Raw genomic sequence first — 22,800 nt, forward strand, 5'->3', positions numbered from 1 at the left:
CAGGCGCTCGTGATCAGGAGCGCCTGATGGGACGGTCTGATCAGAGGTCCCTGATCAGACCGTCGTGTCAGACGAGGTCGAACCGGTCCAGCTTCATGACCTTGCCCCACGCCGCGACGAAGTCGTTCACGAACTTCGCCTTCGCGTCATCGCTCGCGTAGACCTCCGCGAGCGCGCGCAGCTCGGAGTTCGAGCCGAAGACGAGGTCGGCACGGGTGCCGGTCCACTTGACGGCGCCTGAGGCGTCGCGGCTCTCGAACTCGTCCTGCGCGGCGGACGTCGACGTCCACTCCGTACCCAGGTCGAGCAGGTTGACGAAGAAGTCGTTGGTCAGCGTGCCCGGCCGGTTGGTGAGGACGCCGTGCTTGGACTGGCCGGAGTTGGCGCCGAGGACACGCAGACCACCGACGAGGACCGTCATCTCGGGCGCGCTGAGGTTCAGCAGGTTCGCCTTGTCCGTCAGCAGGAACTCGGCCGGCAGGCGGTTGCCCTTGCCGACATAGTTGCGGAAGCCGTCGGCCTTCGGCTCGAGCGCGGCGAACGACTCGACGTCCGTCTGCTCCTGCGAAGCGTCCACACGACCCGGCGTGAACGGCACCTCGACCTCGACGCCGGCGGCCTTGGCCGCCTGCTCGACGGCCGCGGAGCCCGCGAGAACGATCAGGTCGGCGAGGGAGACCTGCTTGCCGCCGGCGGAGTTGAAGGACTCCTGGACGCCCTCGAGCGTACGGAGCACCTGCGAGAGGTCGTCCGGGTTGTTGACCTCCCAGCCGCGCTGCGGCTCGAGGCGGATGCGGGCGCCGTTGGCGCCACCGCGCTTGTCGCTGCCGCGGAAGGAGGACGCCGAGGCCCAGGCCGCGGAGACGAGCTGCGCGATCGTCAGGTCCGAGCCGAGGATCTGCTCCTTGAGGGAGGCGATGTCGGCGGCGTCGATGACCGCGCCCTCGCGCGCCGGCAGCGGGTCCTGCCACAGCAGCACCTCGGAGGGAACCTCCGGGCCGAGGTAGCGCTGGATCGGGCCCATGTCGCGGTGCGTCAGCTTGTACCAGGCGCGGGCGAAGGCGTCCGCGAACTGGTCCGGGTTCTCGTAGAAGCGGCGCGCGATCGGCTCGTAGACCGGGTCGAACTTCAGCGAGAGGTCGGTGGTGAGCATCGTCGGGAGCTTCGTCTTCGACGCGTCGTGAGCGTCGGGGATGATCGCCTCGGCGTTCGTCGCCACCCACTGGTTCGCACCGGCCGGGCTCTGGGTGAGCTCGTACTCGTACTCGAAGAGGTTCGTGAAGAACCCGTTGCCCCACTGGGTCGGCGTCGCCGTCCAGGTCACCTCAAGGCCACTGGTGATGGCGTCGCCGGCCTTGCCGGAGCCGTAGGCGCTCTTCCAGCCGAGGCCCATCTGCTCCATCGGGGCGGCCTCGGGCTCGGCGCCGACGAGGTCCGCGTCGCCCGCGCCGTGGGTCTTGCCGAAGGTGTGGCCACCGGCGATGAGGGCGACGGTCTCCTCGTCGTTCATCGCCATGCGGCGGAACGTCTCGCGGATGTCGCGGGCGGCGGCGATCGGGTCCGGGTTCCCGTTCGGGCCCTCCGGGTTGACGTAGATGAGGCCCATCTGGACCGCGCCGAGCGGGTCCTCCAGCTCGCGGTCGCCGGTGTAGCGCTGGTCGTCGAGCCAGACCTGCTCCGGGCCCCAGTAGACGTCCTCGTCGGGCTCCCACACGTCGGCGCGACCGCCGGCGAAGCCGAAGGTCTCGAAGCCCATCGACTCCAGGGCGACATTGCCGGCCAGGATCATGAGGTCGGCCCACGACAGGCTCTGGCCGTACTTCTTCTTGACCGGCCACAGCAGACGGCGGGCCTTGTCGAGGTTGCCGTTGTCCGGCCAGCTGTTCAGGGGGGCGAAGCGCTGCTGACCGGCGCCGCCGCCACCGCGGCCGTCGCTGATCCGGTAGGTGCCCGCGCTGTGCCACGCCATGCGGATCATCAGCGGGCCGTAGTGGCCGAAGTCCGCCGGCCACCAGTCCTGCGAGGTGGTCAGCACCTCCGCGATGTCCTGCTTGACGGCCGGGAGGTCAAGGGTCTTGAACGCCGCGGCGTAGTCGAACTCCTCGCCGAGGGGGTTCGCCACGGCGGGGTTCTTGGCGAGGATCTTCAGGTTGAGCTGCTCCGGCCACCACTGGCGGTTCCCGCCGCCCTGGGTCGGGTGCGGGGCGCGTCCGTGCGCGACCGGGCAACCACCTCCGCCCTCCGTGTTCGCGTCTACGACGTTTGCATCTTGGTTGTCAGACATGGGAATCCTTCCGGACCAGGCGGATCACGGTGCTCAAGAACTGCGGGCGATGGAACGGGCGGGGCGCAAGGCCCCCGTGGACGACCTCGGCCTCGTCGGTCGAGAAGCCGTGGTCGTCGGACGCGGTGGGGCAGGGCGCTTCGCCGGTCGCGCGGTCGGCGTCGGCGACGACACCGTACGACCGGTACACGACGTGATGGTGGTTGTCCTCGACGCGTCCCTCGAACCGGGCCGGGCTGCCGGCCTGTTCGACGCGGCGTACGGTTCCCGCCGCGGTGAGCGCGTGGAGGTCCCGGACGGTCCCGAGCGGCGCGACGTGCGCGGCCGTCACCCGCAGGCCGGCACCGCCGCAACTGCTCGGCGGTGGTCCCGTCACGTCTCTGTCTCCTGCCGTACTGGAATCTTCCTGTCCCTCTGTCCCTTGGCTATCGCCAGAACTGATCCTACGATGGACAGAGTCCAAGTCAAGAAGCGCGCCAAACCCATATCCAATCGGAACCCGGATGTCCATAGGTAAACTTCCGGTATCCCACCGAACCTGAATAGGTGAACCGATATGAGTGACCTGCTGGAGCGGCTGCGAGCGCGTGGCTGGCGGTTGACATCCCAGCGGCGTGTCGTTGCGGAGGTCCTCGACGGCGACCACGTGCATCTCACGGCCGACGAGGTGCACGCCCGCGCGGCACGGCGGCTGCCCGAGATCTCGCGGGCGACCGTCTACAACGCCCTGGGCGAACTGGTGTCGCTCGGTGAGGTCACAGAGGTCTCCACCGACGGCCGTGCCAAGCGCTACGACCCTAACGCGCACCACCCGCACCAGCACCTCGTCTGCTCCAGCTGCGGCACCATCCGCGATGTCCACCCGGCAGGCAACCCGCTGTCCGACCTCCCGGCGGAGGAGCGGTTCGGTTTCACGGTGTCGGCGGTCGAGGTCACCTACCGAGGGCTGTGCCCGTCCTGCGCCTAGGCGCTGCTTGGCCTGTCCGGGCCGCGGCATCGCTCCCGTGAGCATCGGTGCCGCTGGATAGGGTCATGGTCCGCAGGGTGGTTGTGATCAAGCCATGCTCAACTCGCATAGTTCATGAGGTTTGAGTGGTAGGTTCGGTGGCATGGGGATGTCTCTGGCCGACCGGGTCCGTTCGGCGGTGGCGGCGCTCATGCACGCCACGGGCGAGTCGCAGACCGATCTCGCCGCCGCTCTAGGGGTGAGTCAGGGCCAGGTGAGCCGCCGGCAGTCCGGTGCGGCCGCATGGAGCCTGGACGACTGCGAGGCGGTCGCCGAACACTTCGGTATCGATGTGCTGGACCTGATGGCCGGGCCGACCCGGGCCTCCGAATCCCTGCCGGACCTCCGGCGCCGCGCGCTCGGCCGGCGTGGCCCTGGCGATGGCTCGGCTGTGCAGGAGAGGGTCGCCCGATGACGAACTTCGACGCGATCGACGCGTTGTTGGCAGCCGCCAAGCAGGAGGTTCCGCTGCCGCCCGTCGAGGTACGACGCGGGCTGCGCGAGGAGTTGAACCTGTCGCGCACGCAGGTGGCACAGGCTCTCGGGGTGAGCCCTTCCACGGTCGGTGGCTGGGAGTCGGGCCGGGACCCGGGCGGCGAGGTCCGGGAGAAGTACGCGTACTTCCTTGAGAGCGCACAGGCCAAACTGCAGGCTCAGACCGAGGCCCAGGAAGCGGTCGTTGTCGCGGACGAGGGCGCGGACGTCGGCTCCGATACCGGCGAAGACGAGGGTGAAGCCGAGGCCGAGGCGGCCGACGGCATCGCGTACGAGGTGGAGACCCTCGCGGAGCCCCGGCCCTGCGTGCTGTGCGGCAGTCCGGCCTACGACCAGGTCGCCGGCTTCCCGCAGCACCTGGACCCCGCCGACTGCGGCACGGCAGAGCCCGCACAGGCGTCGCGACCGTCCCAACCGGCCCTGCGTGAGGGCGATTCGGAAAGCCCCGGTCCGCGCACGCGGGTGAAGCCGGAAGGCTCCGGTCTGCGCAAGCAGGTGAAAATCGTCCCCGTCGGACGCCGCATCCAGGCCGCGTCCGACGCTCCCGACTTGATCGGTGAGGCCGTCGTGGCCGCACTCGCCCAGCACGCCGGCGATGTCGAGGAAGCGACCGCGGCGCTGGTGAAGCGGGCGATCCCGGACGCGATGGCGCTGCTGGACGAGACCCGCAAGGGCGGCCGCTACGACATCGTCGCCCACCCGTGGATCCCCGAGATCCTGCGCAAGCAGACCGCCCGCGGCGCCGACCGGATCTGGGAGGCCCGTCCGAAATGGACCCGCCCCGAACTCCCTTCCGGACGCCACGAGGTGACCGCACTCGACATCAACGGCGCCTACCTGTCCGCACTCAAGACCCACCTGCCCATCGGCCAGCTGGAACACTCCACCGACCCCACCCACGACCGCCGCCGCGCCGGGGTCCACCTCATCACCCCACCGGCCTGGGACCATGACACCGTCCTTCCCAGCCCGCTCGGCAACCGCGACGAACCCGGCCCGTTGTGGGTCACCGAACCCACCCTCCGCCTCCTGCTCCGCCTGTCCTCACCCGCCTACGCCCTGTGCGACCCGCCCGAAATCCACGAGTCGTTCACCTCCGGAGCGACCGAGGGCCTGCTGGAGAAGTTCCGCATCATCCTCAAGGACGCCCGGGACGCGGCGATCGCGGAGCAGGACGAGGTGACGCTGGAGTACGTGAAGGCGATGTACTCGAAGTTCGTCTCCACGATGGGGGAGTCGAACTACAACCGTGAGTTGTACCGCCCCGACTGGATGCACCTCATCCGCTCCCAGGCCTTCGCCAATCTCTGGATGAAGGCCTACAAGGCATACGACGAGGGCCTCACCGTCGTCCGCGCGATGGGCACCGACGAACTGCACGTCGTCGGTGACTGGCGCGGCGTCTTCGCGGAAGGCCGCGGTGTCGCTCAAGTGAAGGTCAAAGACACCTACTCCGTCGGCGACGACATCGATCCGGCCGCTGCGGGCGAGCACGACGACTGAACGCAGCAACGGAATGCATCGGCAGCGGTGCTTTCCTGCGGTGGACCAGCTGGGGCCGTCGGCCCGAACCACCTCCTGATCACCGACCCTCGCCTCGATCGAGCTCAAACGAGCGGTGGGCGGTCCGCGGTCGGGGCGGGAGTACGGTGGCGGTACCGAGCGCACCTCGCACGCCGTCATCCATGTCGGCGTCGCCCTCGGGGAACGGCAAGGCCGGAGCACATAGCGTCCGGTCGGAAATGAGCCGCCCCACATGAGCCTGATGAGTCTCGGAGTACTCGCCTCCTCCCGCAAGGAGAACGAGTTCCGGCTGCCGCTGCACCCCCGCCACCTCGACCGGATCGCCCCGGACGTACGCGAGAGGATCTTCCTCGAACAGGGCTACGGCCAACGGTTCGGCGTCGCCGACGACGCGCTGCGACCACTCGTGGGCGGCCTACGCTCGCGCGAGCGGCTCGTCGCCGAGTGCGACGTCCTGCTGCTGCCCAAACCGATGCACGACGACATCGCCGAGCTGCGCGAGGGCCAAGTGCTGTGGGGATGGCCGCACTGCGTGCAGGACGAGAAGATGACCCAGATCGGCATCGACCGACGGCTGACCCTGATCGCCTGGGAAGCCATGAACCACTGGACGTCCACGGGCGCCTTCAGCGTCCATGTCTTCCACAAGAACAACGAACTCGCGGGCTACTGCTCGGTGCTGCACGCCCTGCAACTCGGCGGTCTGACCGGCAGCTACGGGCGTCGCCTGCGCGCGGTGGTCATCAGCTTCGGCGCCACGGCGCGCGGAGCGGTCACGGGTCTGGGCGCCATGGGGGTTTCCGACGTCACGGTGCTCACCCAGCGCGCCGCCGCGGCGGTGGCCTCGCCGATGCCCTCGGTCGTGATGGGTCACTTCGAGGAGCAGGAGGACGATCCGTCGCGCCTGCGGGCATTCACCGCGGCCGGTTCCGTGCCGCTGGCGGAGTACCTGTCCGGGTTCGACATCATCGTCAACTGCGTCCTGCAGGACACCGACGCGCCGCTCATGTTCGTCACCGACGAGGAACTCGCCCTGTTCCGTCCGGGGACCTTCTTCATCGACGTCGCCTGCGACGAGGGCATGGGCTTCGAATGGGCCCGCCCGACCACCTTCGGCGAGCCCATGCCCGTGGTGGGGTCGGGCTGCCACTACTACGCGGTGGATCACAGCCCGTCCCACCTGTGGAACTCCGCCACTTGGGAAATCAGCGAGGCGCTCCTTCCCTACTTGCGCAAGGTCATGAGCGGCCCCGCGGCATGGGACACCGACGTCACGGTCAGAAAGGCCATCGAGATCCGCGACGGCGTCGTCCAGAACCCGAAGATCCTCTCTTTCCAGCACCGGTCAGCCGCCTACCCCCACGCTCCCGAGGTCCTGGCGACTCCACTGAGCTCAGTGGTCTAGAGATCATTCATAGTGGGCTCGGCCTGGTGACGGTTGACGGTGGGTACAGGTCGATGTCGTCGGTGCCGAGCCGCTTCAGCGAGCCCTGGACCGCGGTGGACGGCCCGTACGCCTTCCTCGTGCCGGGGAGCGCGGTTCCGGGGTGCGACACGGCCCCCTTCGCGCCTACCGCGCGGTCACCGGTGCCCGCACACTCGAAGACATGACACATGAGCAGCAGTCCGGCAGGGGTACCGAGATGGGTCGCTTCCTGCGCGCCCGCCGGGCCGGGGAGACCCACGCCGAGGCCAGTCTCACAGTCGGCTCCGGGCGGCGCCGCACCCCCGGGCTGCGCCGCAAGGACCTGGCCACCCCGGGGTGAAACTGCTGCTGGAGAGCCTGCGTCCCAACCCCGCGTGGACAGGAGGGCCCCGTCGAGGCCGGCGGAGTGTCCAAGGAGGTCACCTTCGTCGACGTCGACGGCGGCACTGCCCGCCTCGTCGGCCGGATCGTCACCGACGCGACCGTTTACGGTGCGCACGCGGCCTGGCCACTGCAACTCACCATGGACTACGCCCGCGAGAGCGACACCTGGACCGCCCTCCGCTCAGTCGCCACGACCTGGTGATCCACCCGGCGCGAGCACACGGGCGCCCCATCGAGCCGCCAGGTGGTCCCGGCCATGAGCGGATTCTCGTTGGCTCGCCCCCTGTCCGCATCAACGATTCGGACAGGGGGCAGGCTCATGATCGGCCGGACGAATCCTGGGCCGTCAGGCTCCTCAGACGGTGCCGCAGTCCGAGATCACGATCTTCTTGGCGGTGGTCCCGGAACGGCTGCCGAGCCCCTCGATCGCCTTCACGACGTCCATGCCCTCGACTACCTCACCGAAGACGACGTGCTTGCCGTCCAGCCAGTCGGTGACGATGGTGGTGATGAAGAACTGCGAGCCGTTGGTGTTCGGGCCCGCGTTGGCCATGGACAGCAGGCCCGGCTTGGTGTGCTTGAGCTTGAAGTTCTCGTCGGCGAACTTCTCGCCGTAGATGCTCTTGCCGCCCGTGCCGTTCTGGTTGGTGAAGTCGCCGCCCTGGAGCATGAAGTCCGGGATGACCCGGTGGAACGGCGAGCCCTTGTAACCGTAGCCGTGCACGCCGGTGGCCAGTTCGCGGAAGTTCTGCGCGGTCTTCGGGACGACGTCGTCGAAGAGTTTGAACTCGATACGGCCGATCAGCTCGCCGTTGGCGGACACCTCAAAAAAGACGTTGTCGCTCATTGCTCTGCTCCTCTGGATTCGAATGGTTGCCCCCCCAGGGTAGGAGGCGGAGGAGGTGGGCGCGTGATCCGGGTCGATCATGCGTCGTGTCGCTCGGGACCATGGAGTGACGAGGCGTCGGCGGACCGTGCCGATGAGGTCGCGCAACTGCGGTCGCGTCCACGCGTCCAGTTCGAGATCGGGGTACGCATTCCGGAGCCCGGCGAACCCGTCTCGGGGAGACCCCGTGTTCCGCCATCGCACTCCGCCGCCCCGAACAGCCTCTGTCCGGCTGCGTCGGCGACCCGGCCGACGGGAAGGCCTTCGTGGGCGACCCGCCGGATGGGGACCGCAGCCCGGCTCTGGCACCGGCACAGGTCGTGACGCACTCCCGTACGGAACGCATCATCGGATGGCCCGACCCCGGCTCGTTGGACCCGAGATTCGCCCTACGCGCTTGTCGGTGCCGCCTGCTGCACGACCTCGAAGGACCACAGGGTGGACCCGCTCGCGGCCGGCTTGGGGCGTTCGCCGCCGGCCGTGTCACCGCCCTGGTGGGCTGTCTTCATGGGGCCTTCCATCCACGCTTGGAAGGATTCCTCGTCACGCCACCGTGTGTAGACGAGATAGCTGTCGGTGCCTTCGACGGGGCGGAGGAGTTCGAACCACTCGAACCCGTCGGAGTTCTCCACGGCATGGGCGCGAGAGGCGAAGCGCTTCTCCAGCGTCTCTCGCTGCTCGGCGGGGACGGTCAGTACGTTGATCTTGACTACGCTCATGGCCCCATCCTGCCGTACGGGCGTGGGACGGCTGTGCAGCGGCTCGTGCCGGGGGCGGTGTTGCTGCGTACATGCGCGGACCGTACGGGGCTGACCAGCGCGTCGGTGAAGGTGCTGCCGACCGGAGTGGGCAACGGCTGGAGTGATGGGGCTCAACTCACTGTCCAGTTCGCAGTCGCAGCAGTCGCAGCAGTCGCAGCAGTCGCGGAGCAACTGCGCCCGCACCACCGGCCGCTGTTCGGTACGGCCGACTCCCACGTGTCAGGGATGGCTGTCGGGGTCCGAATCCCGGACCGCCACCCCTCACACTCCCGGAGGACGGGCGTGGATCAGTATCCGTAACGACTCTTGATGTGGCGCCAGAAGTCGCGCACCATCCACTTGTCAAACTCGGTGATCTCCGTCGCGCTGCCGGCGTTCATGATGAAGCCGCCGACGCCTGTCGGGGTCCAGTCGTAGAAGTCGTCCAGGCCGAAGGTGTGGCCGACCTCGTGAAGATAGATGTGCAGGTTCTCCTCGTCCAGGGCGTCCGTGAAGTACTCCTGGTCGACGCGCTGGCCCCAGTCACCGCCGGCGCCGCCGAAGCCCATCCCCTTGGTGAGCCAGAGGGACTGGTCGTAGTGGTGCTCTTCCTTGCCGGGGCACTGGGAGTAGTCGCCGTCCTGGTGGAAGAACCGGCCGCAGGGCGGGGCACATTGGGGGGCGCCTCCCTCGTCGAGGTTGCCGGCGTAGATGTCGACGGAGTCATCGGTCCACTTCAGGGTGGAGCGGTCCTTGACGGCCCAGCCGACGACCTTGACCGAGACCTTGGCGTACGGCCACTGGTTGTAGCCCTTGCCGTCCTCGGTGAGGGCGGCCATCCACTTCCCGAACTGCTTCTGCAGGGTGGACTCGATCCGGTCGCGGAGGGTGGCGGTGACCGGGTTGTCGGAGTCCCAGCGGACGCAGTAGTTGATGCTGCCCTTGTTGGCCATGATCTGGTCGAAGCCGTAATTCTTGAAGCCGTAGATGTCGGGGTACGTCGATGCCATGTGGTCCCAGACCTGGCCGAGCGGCGTGACGAGGCCGGACGGCGGGTTCCACTCGGCCGCGCTCGTCGCCGTCGCCGTGGCTGCCGCGGAGGCGGTGGCGGTGGCGGTGGCGGTGGGGGTGGCCGTAGTACTGGCCTTGGGGGTGGCGGTCACCGACGGCGTGGCCGCGGCGGTCGGGGTGGCCGTGGGGGAGCTGGACTCACTGAAACTGGGGGCGACGGTCGAACCGGCACTCGGGCTCGAGTCCACGCCGGAGTCGCAGGCCTTGCCATTGAGCTTGAACGACCCGGGCACCGAGGTGGCGCCGGACCGCGATCCCACGAATCCGGTGGAGACCGTGCCTCCGGTGGCCAGCGAGCCGTTCCAGCTCACATTCTTCACCGTGACGGTCGTACCAGACTGGGTCCAGGACCCGTTCCAGCTCTGGGTGATTTTCTCGCCGCCGGCGAGTTCGAAGGTGAGCTTCCAACGGGCGAGCGGCTTACCGGAGTTGGCGATCTCGACGGCCCCCTGGAAGCCATCGGCCCACTCGCCGGTCACGCGGTAGTCCACCTTGCAACTGGACTCAGCGCCGTTCGCCAGCATGGGCACCAGAGCACCGGTCGCCGCCACGAGTGTGGCGGCGACCGCGACAGGGATCGGGCGCATGAGGCGTTTGCGCAGGCGGTGGGTCGTACGGGGCGGTCTCATGAGGTGGATCCTTCGGGAAGGTCTCGGGATGTCAGACCTAAGTGGCCGCCCAGGCAAGGTTGGTTGCCATCGGCCTGCAACCCGTCGCCGAACTGGTCGAGACGATCCGGTCGGGCGGCCTCATGAGGCAGGTTCTGTTCGCGGGCTGTTGGTACACCTGGCCGTCGAGGGTCGTGGCCGGATTAGGAGAATCACCTTCTCGTCGCCTTGCTATTGGGGTGCCTGTCGGAAGTGGATCAAGTCGCAGTGGCGAGTTCGACGAGATGCCGGGCTGTGCCGGCAGGATCGATGATCTGATGGAGGTGCGCGCCGGGCAGGTGTGCCACGCGCCAGCCGCGTTCGCGTGCCTCGGCGGCAGGGTCGTCATACGGAGGGCCGAACAGCAGGTAGGAGCAGGGATGGTCGTCCCATCCGTCGGGGACCGGGATGTGCTGCTCGTAGTAGGACAGCGGCAGGGTGGGCTGCTCCTCAATGACTGTCTGTCGCACCATCGGATCAGAGAACATGGGTGCGACGTCTGCCTCGTCCCACCAGTCGGTCCAGCGTGGCAGCCTGCCGTTCACAGCCATCGGGCCGAGGAACTCCAGCAACTCGGGTGAGGCAACAGGGGTTGGTCCGATCAGGGCCGGCAGCGCGGCATCGACAAAGACCGAGCTGGTCACCGGATGGTCGAGGCCCGAGCGAATCGCCGGGAGAAACAAGCCTGCGTTGCTGTGGGCCACCAAGGTGACGGGACTGCCGGCCGAGACCTGCCGGAGGTCGTCGCGGACGGCATTGACGATGCGGGGCCAGAATGGCGGAGCACCGGCGCCTATGTGCAGCAGGGACGGCACCCGTACGCGGTGTCCCGCCGCCGTCAAGTGTTCGGCCACCGGGTGCCAGGTCGAGGGACCTACGGACGGACTGTGCACGAGAACGAAGGTCGGCTGCATGTGACGATCCTGTCGCCCGTGTCATCGGAGCCGCGACAGTCTTGGCCGACAGCAGAACGCTTCGCTTCGAAGAAGCCCATGCGCCGCCACACCACGGCCGTTCACACCCTTCGTTGTTGGCAGCGAGGAAGACGGTGTCCTGGCGGGGCTTCAGTTGCGTGGATCCGTCATGTGGATGCGCGGTCTCGACCCGGGCCGCGGTGGCGGCGTCCCGCTGGCAGGCCGGACGCCGCCACCGCTCACGTCAGGCCGGCGAGGTGACCGCTCGGCCGAGGTGCCGGGCGAAGAACCGGACCGCGCTGTCGGCCTCGAACCTGGGCAGTTCCTTGTGCCGGCCAGCGTTGGCGTGCAACGTCTTGTCCTTCGAGGCGAAGGCGTCGAACAACGCGAGACCGGACTGGCGCGGGATGTGCTCGTCGTCCCACTGGAGCGCGAACTGGATCGGGATGGTGATCCGCTTCGCCGTTTCGGCCAGGGGATCGGGCCAGAAGAGACCGAAGACCGCGGCGGTGATCCTGGGTTCGATCGCCGTCAACGGCACTCCGATCGCGGTGCCCATGTTCAGGCCGAAGTAGCCGACCGGCCCATCGGTGCCGATCTCCGGCAGTTCCTGGAGGGCGTCCAGGGTCGCCTGCCACTCGGGCACGGCGCGCTCTGCCAGGTGGGCGTTGTAGCGGACGACGATCGGGCCGACCGGCTCACCCGCCGCCATCGCCCGCTGCATCACGGCGATCTCCTGCTCGTCGTGCGCTGTGCGCGGCCGGTCGCCGTGCCCGGGCGCGTCGATGCAGGCGACGTGGAAGCCGCAGCCGGTCACGAGGAGGTGTGCACGGCCCGTCATCGCCGGTGCCTTTTTGTGCGTGCCGCCGCCGTGGCCCATCAGCACCAGGGGCGCGCGATCGGCGCCGGATGCGGGTGACCAGAGCACGCCGGGGAGCTCGCCCACGGTGAAGTCTCGTTCGAGGACACCGTTCGACGATGTCTCCGCAGTGAACTGCACAGAATGCATAGGTTGTTGCCTTTCGGGAGTGCCTTGTTGTTGCGGCGCTCCCGGCGACACCTACGTCAATCGCCCGACCGTGACGAACAGGGGGAGCACCCAAACGAATACAGCGTTCATGGGTCTCACCTCCTCGGGCGGTGTCTCGGTCGTCTGCAAGCTACCAGCGCGAACATCGCCTCGCCCAACCCTTTTTCCCTGGCGCGTGACCAGAGCTCCGGACAGGCCCTGGGAGCAGTTCGAGGAGACCAAGTGGAAGGGGTACGCCCGCCGTTGGAGCGTGCGGTTGCACGGCGCGGGGGTGGCGGGATCCGGGCGATGCCCGGGCAGTTCCCGCGCCGAGGCGGACTGTCACCTGATGTGCCCGCTCCCGTACAGTCCGTGGTGCCGGCGCTCCGCTACGGCCAAGCCCAGCGGTTGACCAGGAGAGGAAACATGGACACCGAAGCCAGTCTCGGCTCCCTTCCGTACGTTCCCGGAACGGGGCGGCCGGTTCCCGAAGCCGAGCCTGGAGTCGTGGAGCGGTGGCGATCAGGGGGAGGCGAACTGGTTGAACTGCTGTTCCAGGTGCGCGAGCGGGTCGGCGGCATCGCCGCGTTCCGCCTCGGGCCGGCCCCCACCGTTCTCGTCACCGACCCGCAGGCGGTCCAGCACGTACTCGCCCGGCACCCGGAGCGGTACGTCAAGCGCTCCCACCGTGCCCGTGTGCTGATCGGCGACGGCGTCCTCGCCGCCACCGGTACGGCGTGGAAGCGGCAACGCCGCTTGCTGCAGTCCCAGTTCACCGGTACCGGCATGCGCCGCTACGAGCAGCGGATCACCGAGGCTGCCCGGACCACCGCCGGGCGCTGGGACGGGTACGCCCGTACCGGGCAAACCCTCGATGTCGGGCGGGAGTTGCGCCGCTTCGCCCTGGACGCCATTTGGCGTTCCCTGACCGGGCACCCTCTCGACGAAGGGACCGAGCGCGAACTGGCCGCCGTGGCAGCCGTGGCGACCGCCCTACCGACTCTGCCCGCCGATGTCACCGACGCCCAGGACGCCGTTGCCGCCGATCTCGCCCGGATCGATGCGGTCGCCCAGCACGCCATCGAGGCCGCCCGCAGCGGGGCGGCCGGCCCCGACGGCCCCGGCCTGCTGCACGTCCTGATCGACGCCGCCACTGAGCGCCCCGAGTACACCGACCGGCTGATCCGCGACGAGCTGGTCACGTTGCTCGTGGCTGGGCACGAGACCACCGCCACCACCCTGACCTGGCTCTACCTGCTCCTCGACCGGCACCCCGCCGCACGCGAAGAAGCTCTTGCCGTCGGCGGCGAAGGCTCAGCGCAACGCCGCCAGGCCATCCAGGCGCTGGTCCACGAGACGCTCCGGCTCTACCCGTCCGCCTGGATCCTGCCCCGCCACGCCACCGAGGACGACACCCTTGCCGGCTACGCCGTCAAGGCGGGCACCGACATCCTGGTCTGCCCGTACCTCACGCACCGCGATCCCGAACTGTGGCCAGACCCGGAGGACTTCGACCCCCGGCGCTTCATCACCCCGGACGGCCGGCCCACTCACCCGGGCGCCTATTTCCCCTTCGGTATCGGTCCCCGCGCCTGCCTCGGTCTGCAATTCGCGCTCCGCGAATCGACGGTCCTGCTCGAACATCTGCTGCCGGTCCACACGTTGGCCTTCCACTCCACCCCGACGAAGGCGGTGTACGGCATCACCGTCCGCCCCGACGGGCCCACCCCCGCAACCCTGGCACCGCCACTCACCTGAAGCGGACCATGCGGGGAACGGTCCGGAGAGGATCGCGAGCCCAGGGATCCGGCTGGGGAGCGGTGGGATGGGCGTCGCGACGCGGAGGCAAGACATCGGCTGCCTTGCCTCAGCGCGCTGTTCCCCTTCCCGATCAGTGCAGGAGCTCTTCCGAGCCAGTGCCCATCCCACCCAGCGGGTGGCGGCCGGCCACCCGCCACTGGGTCACACGGAGCCGCGTCTGATACGGCGCAGCAGCACCAAGCCCGCGATCACGAGAATCCCTCCGGCCGCGGCCGGCCACAGGTTCGTGCCGGTGTTGGCCAGATCGCCCGTAACCGCTTGCGGTTCGGTCTGCGCCTGCGACGTGCTCTGCGCCGTCGCCTGCGCGGACGGAGCATCTACACCTGAGGCCGGCGTCTGCCCGGGGTGGGACGATTCGCTGCTGTGGTCGTCGTCCGTGCCATCCTGCGGTGTGGCGGCCGCGTCGCTTCCTGCGGCCGAGGGCTTCGTGTCCGCCTTGGGTACCACACCACCGTCGCCGGTGGCCGAGCCGCCGCCTGCCGGTTCGGTGCCCCGCGTGCTGGTCGGGGGCGGCGGAGTCTGCGTGCCCGCGGGGGTGCCGGGGTCCGTCGCTTCGTCGCCACCGGACGAGGCGTCAGGACTCGGTGTCGGCTCGTCCTGCGACGGCTCAGCCGTGCCAGAACCGCCACCGCCATCGTCGCCTGCACCGCCACCGCCACTGCTGCCCGCACCGTCACCGTCGTCGCCACCGCCTGCACCGTCGCCGCACTGGCGGCCGGAGTTGATGCAGTCCACCATCTCCCGCATGAGGGACGCGTCGAAGACGTTGATGAAGTCGTCGTGGTCGGTGATCGCCTTGTGCAGCTGCTCGGGGAACCCGTCCACGGCGTACGGGTTCTTCACTTGGCCGTTCTCGATGGTCGGCGCCGGTACGTCGTAGACCAGCCGCATGGTCAGCTGCGGAATCGCCTTGAAGCCGCCTGAGCAGTTGCCGTCGGCGTCGGTGAAGGCAACGTGCGCGCGGTGGTTGGCGCTGTCGATGTTCTGACCGTCCCAGCAACTCTGGAAGGCGAACGTCCGTACCACGCTGCTGTTCTGGGGACAGATCGGGTACTTGTCCGTCAACTGCACCTTGTCCTCGAAGCCGGTGCAGCTCCAGTGGGCGTTGGCGTTCGCGGTGCCGTTGATGAACGCCTTCGCGTCGCCGGTGATGATGCGCAGGAACGTCGGCATCTCGACGACCTTGCTCTGCGGGTTGCCGATGAACTCGATCTGCGCCTGCTTTGCCTGCAGGACCTTCCCGACGTTGCCCTCCAGGCCGCCACCGTTCTTGTCGGCGTCGAACTCCTGCGTACCGTCCTGCAGCCGGACCACCGGCCAGTAGTACGTGGACTTGTCGCCCTGGTTCTGGCACGTGGTCGAGGCGTTGGCGAGATCGTCGTTGCTGGCGAACCCGTCGTTCGACTGGTTGCCGACGTAGTCGTGCAGGTGGTGGGCGCCGTTGGCGACACCGGGCGCCACGATCACGTTGTCGGTGTTGAACTTCTTGTTGGCGTTCACACCACACGAACTGGTGAACGTGCCGGTCGAGGCGTCGCCGCCGCTGCGCGGCTTCGGCTGCACGTTCGGCTGAACTGTCGTGATGTCCACGAAGTCCGCGGCGACGGGACTGCTGACACCGTTCGCGTTGCCGCCCTGCTGCCCGTTGTTCTGATCGCCGTTGTTGTTCTGCTGCTGGCCGTTGTCGCTCTGGCCACCTGCGTTGTTCTGGGCCGGGTCGGCGGGGACCGCGGTGCAAGAGGCGAGACCGTCGAGCGAATTCGGCGCCTCGGCGCCCGCGCCCTTGAAGCCGGCTTTGATGCGCTCGATGACCGCGCCCCGCTTCTCGTTCAGCGGGCCGAGGATCGAGTTCTGCACGAAGTTCGCATCCTCCGCCTGTGCCTGCTGCGTCGAGGCCAGTCGGGCATACGCTTCGGAGATCTGCTCGTCGAGGAGGGCGAGTTGCTTGTCGGTGTCCGCCCTCGCTTGCTGCGGAACCTCCGTGAGTTGGCTGCCCACGTCCGGGCAGTCGATTGTGGCGGCTCCCCATGCCTTGGTCTGGTTACTGCCAGTTGGGTTCCCCTGCTGGCTGGGCGCGCCGCTCGAGCTGCCTTCCGTCGCTGAAGCGTAGACGTTGACCGCTACCAGCCCACCTCCGCCCAATATCAGCGCGGCTGCGGCAAATGTCGCACGACGCGCACCCGTGGGCCGTCTGCGTGTGTTGCGTCTCACGTGTGTGCTCCTACGCTTCGTAGCAGGCCAGGCATGAAAATCCCCCGTCCCATACGTAGATGAGCCCAGTCGCGTTCAACCGCCTCACAGATTCACAGCAGCCTCATATCCGGGGGCCAGGCGACGCCCGACCAATGGGCAGGTCATACGCGAACGTTCATCCCCCGCAGGCCGGTGCTTCGTTGAGGCGGGGCGCCCGGTGTGGCCGGCTGGCCGCCACCGTTGATCGCGCCACCCGGCACGAGATGCTGCGGCCCGAGGCCGAGGCGCTCCGATCGAGAATCGCGGCGGCCCGGGCTTCATTGGAACTCATCGAGGGCGGCCTGAACTGCGAGCACGAGGACGTCACCCAGTGCCCGAACTACCGGCGGCTCATCGCTGAGCGGGTCGGCCCCCGAGTCCCGGCGCAGGGGTGGGCGTGAAGCGGGAAGCCGCCTGCTTCGCGGGACGGTCGAGTACGCGACCGTATGCACTCACCGATGACTCAGCCGTCACCCGCCTCCCGGCCCACTGTGGCTGGGCACACCTATGTCCTCCTTCATGGCACCAACGTCATGAGATGGCACACCAGCCCTCACCAGATGAGTTCGTCCCACCGCACCGCCTCATCGGCGCGAGCGGTTGTGCTCCTCTGTCCGGGCGTCACGGCATGGATTGCAGCGGGGGGTGCTGCGCCGTTATCCCCGGCGGCTGGAGCAGCGGCGGGGGCTCAGGGCCGGGGTCCTCGGTGACGACGACGCCGGCGGCCGCATGGTCGAAGTCGGCGGGCCAGCGAGTGTGAGCGCTGGCCCGGGCGCCGGTCAGGCGCGCCTGGAGAAGGTCGGCCGTGCTCAAGTCGGTGCCGCGCAGGTCGGCCAGGCGCAGGTCGGCCCGGCGGAATATCGCACCGCGCGCGTTTGCCTTGCGGAGGTTCGCCTCGCGCAGATCGGCCCCGGTGAAGTCGGAGTCCCGCAGGTCCGTCTCGGCCAGCCGCGCACCGCGCAGGTCGGCCAGTGCACAGCGGGCCCGGCGGAGGATCGCGGTCTTGAGGTCGGCGTGCCGCAGGTTGACCGAGACCAGGGACGCCTGGGTCAGGTTGGCGTGGTACAGGCCCGCTGCCTCCATGCAGGAGCGGTCGAGATTGACCTCGGGCAGCCACAGCCCGTCGCAGTCGGCCCGTCGCAAGTCGGTGGCGCTGAGATTGACCCAGGACTGCTCCCGGTGCTGGCACAGCACGCCGAGGCCGGTCAGCGCCACCTGCGAGTCGGCGGCGCGGGCCTCCAACGGTGCAATGTCGTTGATGGGCACGTCCGCCGCCGGCGCCTCCGGCCCGGTGGGCGGCCAGGGCAGGTGCGTCCGCAGATACGCGGCCTGGATGGAGATGACGGCCTCGCGGTCACGAGCGGACTGCTCCGCGACCCGCCACAGCGCGTGGAGCCCGCCGACGCGCACATCCAGTTTGTCGCTGCCGAGCTGATCGACGGCCCGGCTGAACCGGTCGGTGACGTAGCCCTCCTGGGTAGCACGCAAGCCATCCTGGCTGACCCGAAGTTGCCGCCAGGTGGCATAGGCGCCGAAGAGCACCACCAGGCCGCCGACCACCTGCAGGAGAGTGGTCCGGACGTCGTTCACGGCCTTCAGTCGATCCTGCGGCGTGACGACGGCCCCGGCGAGATCGTGGTCGACCACCACACCCGGCAGAACGACGAACACGGTTCCCAGAACGGCCAGTCCCACCGCCCCGAGCAGTGCCGCGACCGCACGACGACCGCCCGGCCGCTCGCGCCACGGCCGACGGCCGTGGTCCGGTTCCCCCATGGCACGGGAGCCTAGACGCACCTCAGAAAGCGATCAAGATGCACCAAGTGGAGCAGCAGTACTGAGGAGTTCCGCAACTACACGAGCCACACTGCGATCATCTCGCATGCGACCGGCACCCCTAACGTCGGCTGCGCACCAGCGATCCGAGCGCCAGGCCGGCGCCCAGGCCGATCAACGCGCCCACCGATGTCCGCAACGCGGGCGACGCCCCCGCACCGGGCACGGCAGGCGGACGGGAGGCGAGGGGCGAGCGAGTCGGCGGTCCGGAAGCGACAGCCCGAGCATGCTCCTCGCCCACAACGGCCAGGAAGCGACGACCGACGCGGCTTCCGGACGAACTGGCGATCCACGAGGTGTGGGCTCTGCTCCAGTAGTGCCGCCCGGCCTCTCCGGTGAACATCCCGGCGAGCATGTCCCGCAGCAGACTCTCGCGTATGGTCCCGATCTCGAAGCCCATCCACGCATAGTTCATCATGAGGTCGGCGTAGACATGCCGCTTCTGCTCGTGAGGATCGACGATGTCGGTGTCGCCCCAAACGGGCTGGAAGAGTGGCATGTCGTCAAGTTCCAGGCGGACCAGCTCAAGGTAGTAGCTGCGGATCCCTTGGACCTGGTCCGCCCTGGCCTGCCGGTTCTGAACGCTCAGGGACAGGCGGGCAGCCCGCAGTAGAGCGGAGCGATGCCAGGTCAGGCGTTACTGCTCTTGGGATGCAGGACCGCCTCGGCGATCTCTCGGACACGGTCCATGGTGATGCCGGTCCGCTGTTCGACCGCGAGGGGGTGGTCAGTGGGCTCCAGCTCGATGAACGGACGCCGGCCGACAGGACGCGTGTGAGCGTGCGTCTTCAGGTTGGTGGTGCTGGGGGAGTAGAGCCCCAACTCGGTGGTCAGCCAGCCGAAATAGGGGGGTTCGGCTTCTCGGCCGGGTGCCTCCCAGAGGTCGAGGGCACGGGCGAAGTTGTCCCTGCTGAGGGAGACCCAGACACCCCAGGAGAAGGCGTCATCGCTGTCGATCACGGGTATCTCGATCAGGCCTCTGATGAAGAAGTGCTCGTTCTTGATGATGCACTGGTCGGAGGAGAGCATGCTGGCGGAATCGTCTGCAAAGTTCTCGGACCAGACGTCGGGCGCCATGGTGGAGAACCCCATCGGGAGTTCTGCGTGGTGTTCGCCGCAGCAGGAGCAGGTGAAGCCGAGATCGTTAGCCATGGCCGGGACCCTAGCGACGTGCTGCACCACCGATCCGAACGGGTGACGGCAGGCTGGGCCGGACGGTTGCCGGGCGGTGGCCCGCAGGGCTCCTGCCGAGATGAGCCTTGCTGACTCCTGTGACCGGCGACCTCTGTGGTGACAGTCAGATCCGGTTGGCGGCACTCGCATGGGGACGGCCGACGGGAGTGGATACTGGCCCCGAATGCAGGCACGGATGAGGAGCACGGTCAGTGACCAGCGACAACCGCATAGGACCGCCCAATTTTGGCAGCGAACGCGACATGCTGCGGGCTTTTCTCGACTACCACCGCGCGACCCTCGCCATGAAGTGCGAAGGGCTTACCGACGAGGAGTTGCGACAGCAGTCGATGCCGCCGTCGACGCTCTCGCTGCTGGGCCTGGTGCGGCACATGGCGGAGGTCGAGCGTGCTTGGTTCCGTCGGGTGTTCGAGGACAACGACGCGCCCATGGTCTGGTCCGACAAGATCGATTTCCAGGCGGCGTACGACGCGAGCGCGTCGACCAGGGGCGAGGCGTTCGCAGCCTGGGAGGCCGAGGTGGAGAACTCGCGCCGTATCGAGCGGGAGGCTGAGTCCATGGACTTGGCCGGGTATCAGCCAAGATGGGAGGAGGAGGTGTCGCTGCGGATGGTGATGGTGCACGTGCTCCTGGAGTACGGCCGCCACAACGGACACGCGGACTTCCTGCGTGAGGGTGTCGACGGGACCGTGGGGGCCTGAGTCCGCAGGAGCCACCGATCGCCGGTGCAGTCCGAGTTGTCGCTGTGGACGCGTGCGGCCGACCACGTACGCGGGGTTGGGACGCAGTCTCTCCAGGAGCAGCTCGGTGCCGGCGGGCACGGACGGGATGGGCACGGCCGCCGGTGCGGCCGGCTGCCCGTCGGCACGGGCGGCGAGGTCCCGCAGGTGCTTGTGTTCGGCGTCGCCCAGGCGAAGAGCGCGAGCGAGGGCGTCGATGGCGGAGGGGCTGGGGCGGGTCTCCGTGCCGTGCTCGCGATGTGCGTAGTAGTCGTTGCTGATCCCGGCGAGGGTGGCCACTTCCTCGCGGCGCAGGCCGGGCGTGCGGCGCAGCCTTCCGCTGACCGGCAGACCGACGTCGTCGGGTGTCACCGGGAGCGGCGGGCGCGCGGGAAACGCCCCAGCTCGGTACCGCCGCTGCCACCGCTGTGCTGCTCACGTGCCATGTTCTTCACTGCGGCAGCCCCGTGACCCCTCCGGGTGTGCGTGCTGAGTGTCCGTCGCCACTCCCGCCGGCCACATCGGCAGCCGGCCGCGCCTCCGGTCGAGGCAGGGCGATGGTGTCGCAGGTCCACACGCTGGAACCCACGCGGACCGACCTCCGTACTCAGTTCTCCAGTCGCGCCCGGTCCTTCTCCGTCACCGCGTAGCCGGGCACGGACGGCCACCGGACGGTCAGCACCACCGACTCCTCCTCCGCGAACCACGAGTGGTCGACTCCGTGGCCCCACACGACGTAATCGCCCTGCTCTTGCAGAACAACGCTGCGGCCGGGTAGTTCAACGCGGAAGCGGCCGCTGACAAGAACCAGGAGAGCCGTGCGTTCTTCGCCTCTCACCCATTGCAATCGCTCGTCGCCGCGAGGATGGACGCCCCATTTGATCTCCACGGCCTCGCTGTGACGAGGATCGTCGACGTCCTTGAAATGGCCGAGTAGCCACCCCCGGTCCAGTGGCGCGTCCTTGCCCGCATTGCCCACGTACACGCTGTCGTTCACGTTGCGGGATGCTAGCAACCGCTCTCGCAGGCGCCATCCGCCACGAGGCGGTGCCCGAGCCGGCCCTTGTCCCAACTCCCCACCATCCGGCTCTGGCAGTGCGCGGCGGACGCAGCCTCGCACCCTGGCCGCCGCCACTCGACAGCGCGCCTCGATGACAGAGATGTTGCGCAATCCCTTGACGCGTCTCGTTCCGTTGCGTAGATATGTCTGCGCAGTCATGGCAGCGCAGTCAGGCGGGAACTGGCCGCGTTGTCACCTGCCGGAGATCAGGAGGCGCCCATGGCACGACTGACAGGCCGCAGCACAGGCACCGCGCCGCGCAGTATCGACGTGGCGCGTCTGGCGGGCGTCTCGCAGAAGACGGTGTCCCGGGTCATGAACGGTGAGCAGTACGTCTCCGACGACGTACGCCGACGTGTCCTGGAAGCCGCCGACACCCTCGGTTACCGGCTGAACCACGCCGCCCGGGCGCTGGCCTCCGGACGGACCCAGACCATCGGTGTGGTGACGCTCGGAACGGCCCTGTACGGGCCCGCCTCACTGCTGATGGGCGTCGAACGCGCCGTACGGGACACCGGTTACGCGCTCCGCGTGGTCAACACGATGGAGGGCGACGCCGCGGGCATCGCCGGTGCCGTCGACTCGCTCCTCGATCAGGGCGTGGACGGCATCGTCATCTCCGAGCCGATCGACGAGGAGGGCGGCGCGAACCTCTCCGTCCGCGTCGAGGTCCCGGTCCTGATCCTCGGCGCACCGCCGCCGTTCGCCGCCTCCCGCGTGGTGACCACGGGGCTCGTCTCCCACCAGCTGGCCCAGGCCGTCACCGAGCACCTGCTCGAACTGGGGCACACGACCGTCCATCACCTCGCCGGTCCCCAACGCTGGTACGCCGCCCGGGACCGTCTTGAGGGATGGCGGGCGACGCTGGCCGCGCACGGCAGACGGGAACCGCCCGTCATCGAGGGTGACTGGTCGGCCGCCTCCGGCTACGCGGCCGGTCGCCGGCTGGCCGCCGACGACAGCGTGACGGCCGTCTTCGCCGCCAACGACGACATGGCCATCGGTCTGATCCGCGCACTGCTGGAAGCCGGCCGGCGCGTACCGGAGGACATCAGTGTCGTCGGACTCGACGACATCCCGGTCGCCGCCTATGTGACACCGCCCCTGACGACGGTCCGACAGCCGTTCGACGCGACGGCGCAGGACGGCCTCAAGCTGCTCGTGCACGCCATCGAGAACCCGGACGCGGACCCGGTACCGGTGGACAACCCGCCGGTCAACCTCGTCGTCCGCGAGTCGACCGCACCCCCGCCGAACCGGACGACCCCGGAACGCCGACGGACCACCGACTGACTCCGCAAGAACCCCGTTCTCCGGCCCCGACCACGAGGGGAGTTCCGCCCACTCATAGCCCGTCCACCCCTCCCACCTGCTACGACACCCGTACTCGAGTGAGCGAGCCGACCCACCTGCATCAGGTCGCCGCACCTCCCACTCACCAGAGCCGCGGCCTGGGCACCTCCGCTTGAGCCGATCACCGCCCAGGCCGGCGCCCCTTCTCACGCCCTCACCGGCGCGAGCCCCCTTTCGGTCAACGAGCGTGACGTGCTCG

23 protein-coding genes and 2 pseudogenes are annotated in these 22,800 nt (G+C 68.7%); 10 read left to right on the forward strand and 15 right to left on the reverse strand.

What is annotated here, in order from left to right; translation table 11 throughout:
- Positions 1-67: 67 nt before the first annotated feature.
- On the reverse strand, positions 68-2,284 hold the full coding sequence (katG, locus tag OIC96_RS45710) for a catalase/peroxidase HPI (RefSeq protein WP_330302148.1): 2,217 nt from the start codon (positions 2,282-2,284) through the stop codon (positions 68-70).
- The gene (locus OIC96_RS45715) at positions 2,277-2,660 is read right to left on the reverse strand and encodes a transcriptional repressor (RefSeq protein ID WP_330302147.1); all 384 of its coding nucleotides are present in this window, start codon (positions 2,658-2,660) and stop codon (positions 2,277-2,279) included. The genes katG and OIC96_RS45715 overlap by 8 nt, the downstream gene beginning before the upstream one ends.
- A 180-nt stretch (positions 2,661-2,840) precedes the next feature.
- Between OIC96_RS45715 and OIC96_RS45720 the strand changes: the two genes are divergently transcribed.
- From OIC96_RS45720 to OIC96_RS45735, 4 genes are all read left to right on the forward strand, one after another.
- Complete coding sequence (locus tag OIC96_RS45720; RefSeq protein ID WP_330302146.1) at positions 2,841-3,251, forward strand: Fur family transcriptional regulator; 411 nt, start codon at positions 2,841-2,843, stop codon at positions 3,249-3,251.
- 142 nt (positions 3,252-3,393) lie between these two features.
- Complete coding sequence (locus OIC96_RS45725) at positions 3,394-3,705, forward strand: helix-turn-helix domain-containing protein (RefSeq protein ID WP_330302145.1); 312 nt, start codon at positions 3,394-3,396, stop codon at positions 3,703-3,705.
- Entirely contained in the window at positions 3,702-5,288 is a 1,587-nt protein-coding gene (locus tag OIC96_RS45730; protein WP_330302144.1) for a helix-turn-helix transcriptional regulator, read from the forward strand. Before OIC96_RS45725 ends, OIC96_RS45730 begins: the two co-directional genes overlap by 4 nt.
- Positions 5,289-5,541: 253 nt before the next feature.
- Positions 5,542-6,714, forward strand: a complete 1,173-nt coding sequence (locus OIC96_RS45735) for a N(5)-(carboxyethyl)ornithine synthase (RefSeq protein ID WP_330302143.1) — start codon at positions 5,542-5,544, stop codon at positions 6,712-6,714.
- Between the two features lie 7 nt (positions 6,715-6,721).
- Here OIC96_RS45735 and OIC96_RS45740 read toward each other — a convergent pair whose 3' ends face one another.
- Complete coding sequence (locus OIC96_RS45740) at positions 6,722-6,865, reverse strand: hypothetical protein (RefSeq protein ID WP_330302142.1); 144 nt, start codon at positions 6,863-6,865, stop codon at positions 6,722-6,724.
- A 51-nt stretch (positions 6,866-6,916) separates the two neighbouring features.
- Between OIC96_RS45740 and OIC96_RS45745 the strand changes: the two genes are divergently transcribed.
- Positions 6,917-7,075: a hypothetical protein gene (locus tag OIC96_RS45745; RefSeq protein WP_330302141.1), complete on the forward strand. Its 159-nt coding sequence runs from the start codon at positions 6,917-6,919 to the stop codon at positions 7,073-7,075.
- 66 nt (positions 7,076-7,141) lie between these two features.
- Positions 7,142-7,321 (forward strand): hypothetical protein, encoded by a 180-nt coding sequence (locus OIC96_RS45750; protein ID WP_330302140.1) that lies wholly within the window; start codon positions 7,142-7,144, stop codon positions 7,319-7,321.
- A 153-nt stretch (positions 7,322-7,474) separates the two neighbouring features.
- Here the strand turns inward: OIC96_RS45750 and OIC96_RS45755 are convergent, their stop codons facing one another.
- The 6 genes and pseudogenes from OIC96_RS45755 to OIC96_RS45780 form a co-directional block, all read right to left on the reverse strand.
- Positions 7,475-7,966, reverse strand: coding sequence for a peptidylprolyl isomerase (locus OIC96_RS45755; protein WP_330302139.1), 492 nt, complete (start codon positions 7,964-7,966; stop codon positions 7,475-7,477).
- 428 nt (positions 7,967-8,394) lie between these two features.
- Entirely contained in the window at positions 8,395-8,724 is a 330-nt protein-coding gene (locus OIC96_RS45760) for an antibiotic biosynthesis monooxygenase family protein (protein ID WP_327426157.1), read from the reverse strand.
- Positions 8,725-9,053: 329 nt separating this feature from the next.
- Positions 9,054-9,908 (reverse strand): hypothetical protein, encoded by an 855-nt coding sequence (locus OIC96_RS45765; RefSeq protein WP_406502232.1) that lies wholly within the window; start codon positions 9,906-9,908, stop codon positions 9,054-9,056.
- 117 nt (positions 9,909-10,025) lie between these two features.
- Positions 10,026-10,445 (reverse strand): annotated as a pseudogene (locus OIC96_RS45770) (cellulose-binding domain-containing protein); the annotation flags it as partial.
- 236 nt (positions 10,446-10,681) lie between these two features.
- The gene (locus OIC96_RS45775) at positions 10,682-11,377 is read right to left on the reverse strand and encodes an alpha/beta hydrolase (protein ID WP_330302138.1); all 696 of its coding nucleotides are present in this window, start codon (positions 11,375-11,377) and stop codon (positions 10,682-10,684) included.
- A gap of 244 nt (positions 11,378-11,621) precedes the next feature.
- Entirely contained in the window at positions 11,622-12,386 is a 765-nt protein-coding gene (locus OIC96_RS45780) for an alpha/beta hydrolase (RefSeq protein ID WP_330302137.1), read from the reverse strand.
- Between the two features lie 426 nt (positions 12,387-12,812).
- On the opposite strand from OIC96_RS45780, the gene OIC96_RS45785 reads away from it, so the two are divergent.
- On the forward strand, positions 12,813-14,144 hold the full coding sequence (locus OIC96_RS45785) for a cytochrome P450 (RefSeq protein ID WP_330302136.1): 1,332 nt from the start codon (positions 12,813-12,815) through the stop codon (positions 14,142-14,144).
- Between the two features lie 204 nt (positions 14,145-14,348).
- On the opposite strand, the gene OIC96_RS45790 is transcribed toward OIC96_RS45785, so the two are convergent.
- Positions 14,349-16,418 carry a DUF1996 domain-containing protein gene (locus OIC96_RS45790; protein WP_330302135.1) on the reverse strand — a complete coding sequence of 690 codons (2,070 nt, stop codon included), beginning with the start codon at positions 16,416-16,418 and terminating at the stop codon, positions 14,349-14,351.
- 245 nt (positions 16,419-16,663) lie between these two features.
- On the opposite strand from OIC96_RS45790, the gene OIC96_RS45795 reads away from it, so the two are divergent.
- The gene (locus OIC96_RS45795; RefSeq protein ID WP_443058485.1) at positions 16,664-16,840 is read left to right on the forward strand and encodes a hypothetical protein; all 177 of its coding nucleotides are present in this window, start codon (positions 16,664-16,666) and stop codon (positions 16,838-16,840) included.
- Between the two features lie 220 nt (positions 16,841-17,060).
- Here OIC96_RS45795 and OIC96_RS45800 read toward each other — a convergent pair whose 3' ends face one another.
- The 3 genes from OIC96_RS45800 to OIC96_RS45810 form a co-directional block, all read right to left on the reverse strand.
- The gene (locus OIC96_RS45800) at positions 17,061-18,215 is read right to left on the reverse strand and encodes a pentapeptide repeat-containing protein (RefSeq protein WP_330302134.1); all 1,155 of its coding nucleotides are present in this window, start codon (positions 18,213-18,215) and stop codon (positions 17,061-17,063) included.
- A gap of 121 nt (positions 18,216-18,336) precedes the next feature.
- Complete coding sequence (locus OIC96_RS45805; protein ID WP_330462175.1) at positions 18,337-18,909, reverse strand: DUF6082 family protein; 573 nt, start codon at positions 18,907-18,909, stop codon at positions 18,337-18,339.
- A complete protein-coding gene (locus OIC96_RS45810; RefSeq protein WP_330302133.1) occupies positions 18,906-19,427 on the reverse strand; it encodes a DUF2199 domain-containing protein in 522 nt (173 codons plus the stop codon). Before OIC96_RS45810 ends, OIC96_RS45805 begins: the two co-directional genes overlap by 4 nt.
- 233 nt (positions 19,428-19,660) lie before the next feature.
- Here OIC96_RS45810 and OIC96_RS45815 point away from each other — a divergent pair, with 233 nt between their 5' ends.
- Positions 19,661-20,170 carry a DinB family protein gene (locus OIC96_RS45815; RefSeq protein ID WP_330302132.1) on the forward strand — a complete coding sequence of 170 codons (510 nt, stop codon included), beginning with the start codon at positions 19,661-19,663 and terminating at the stop codon, positions 20,168-20,170.
- 243 nt (positions 20,171-20,413) lie between these two features.
- On the opposite strand, the pseudogene OIC96_RS45820 reads toward OIC96_RS45815, so the two are convergent.
- Positions 20,414-20,560: pseudogene (locus OIC96_RS45820) on the reverse strand (helix-turn-helix domain-containing protein); the annotation flags it as partial.
- Positions 20,561-20,795: 235 nt separating this feature from the next.
- Positions 20,796-21,185 (reverse strand): signal peptidase I, encoded by a 390-nt coding sequence (locus OIC96_RS45825; RefSeq protein WP_330302131.1) that lies wholly within the window; start codon positions 21,183-21,185, stop codon positions 20,796-20,798.
- A gap of 282 nt (positions 21,186-21,467) precedes the next feature.
- Between OIC96_RS45825 and OIC96_RS45830 the strand changes: the two genes are divergently transcribed.
- The gene (locus tag OIC96_RS45830; protein WP_330302130.1) at positions 21,468-22,541 is read left to right on the forward strand and encodes a LacI family DNA-binding transcriptional regulator; all 1,074 of its coding nucleotides are present in this window, start codon (positions 21,468-21,470) and stop codon (positions 22,539-22,541) included.
- The last annotated feature ends 259 nt before the right edge of the window (positions 22,542-22,800 follow it).

It is taken from the genome of Streptomyces sp. NBC_00775 (assembly GCF_036347135.1).
In the GTDB taxonomy this organism is placed as follows: domain Bacteria; phylum Actinomycetota; class Actinomycetes; order Streptomycetales; family Streptomycetaceae; genus Streptomyces; species Streptomyces lutosisoli.

Excerpts from the sequence above, each read along its gene's own strand:
- OIC96_RS45755 (WP_330302139.1), bottom strand. The coding sequence starts at position 7,966 with ATGAGCGACAACGTCTTTTTTGAGGTGTCCGCCAACGGCGAGCTGATC.
- OIC96_RS45730 (WP_330302144.1), top strand. The coding sequence starts at position 3,702 with ATGACGAACTTCGACGCGATCGACGCGTTGTTGGCAGCCGCCAAGCAG.
- OIC96_RS45780 (WP_330302137.1), bottom strand. The coding sequence starts at position 12,386 with ATGCATTCTGTGCAGTTCACTGCGGAGACATCGTCGAACGGTGTCCTC.
- OIC96_RS45810 (WP_330302133.1), bottom strand. The coding sequence starts at position 19,427 with ATGGCTAACGATCTCGGCTTCACCTGCTCCTGCTGCGGCGAACACCAC.
- OIC96_RS45800 (WP_330302134.1), bottom strand. The coding sequence starts at position 18,215 with ATGGGGGAACCGGACCACGGCCGTCGGCCGTGGCGCGAGCGGCCGGGC.
- OIC96_RS45795 (WP_443058485.1), top strand. The coding sequence starts at position 16,664 with ATGCTGCGGCCCGAGGCCGAGGCGCTCCGATCGAGAATCGCGGCGGCC.
- OIC96_RS45775 (WP_330302138.1), bottom strand. The coding sequence starts at position 11,377 with ATGCAGCCGACCTTCGTTCTCGTGCACAGTCCGTCCGTAGGTCCCTCG.
- OIC96_RS45735 (WP_330302143.1), top strand. The coding sequence starts at position 5,542 with ATGAGCCTGATGAGTCTCGGAGTACTCGCCTCCTCCCGCAAGGAGAAC.
- OIC96_RS45830 (WP_330302130.1), top strand. The coding sequence starts at position 21,468 with ATGGCACGACTGACAGGCCGCAGCACAGGCACCGCGCCGCGCAGTATC.
- OIC96_RS45745 (WP_330302141.1), top strand. The coding sequence starts at position 6,917 with ATGACACATGAGCAGCAGTCCGGCAGGGGTACCGAGATGGGTCGCTTC.
- OIC96_RS45785 (WP_330302136.1), top strand. The coding sequence starts at position 12,813 with ATGGACACCGAAGCCAGTCTCGGCTCCCTTCCGTACGTTCCCGGAACG.
- OIC96_RS45720 (WP_330302146.1), top strand. The coding sequence starts at position 2,841 with ATGAGTGACCTGCTGGAGCGGCTGCGAGCGCGTGGCTGGCGGTTGACA.
- OIC96_RS45725 (WP_330302145.1), top strand. The coding sequence starts at position 3,394 with ATGGGGATGTCTCTGGCCGACCGGGTCCGTTCGGCGGTGGCGGCGCTC.
- katG (WP_330302148.1), bottom strand. The coding sequence starts at position 2,284 with ATGTCTGACAACCAAGATGCAAACGTCGTAGACGCGAACACGGAGGGC.
- OIC96_RS45760 (WP_327426157.1), bottom strand. The coding sequence starts at position 8,724 with ATGAGCGTAGTCAAGATCAACGTACTGACCGTCCCCGCCGAGCAGCGA.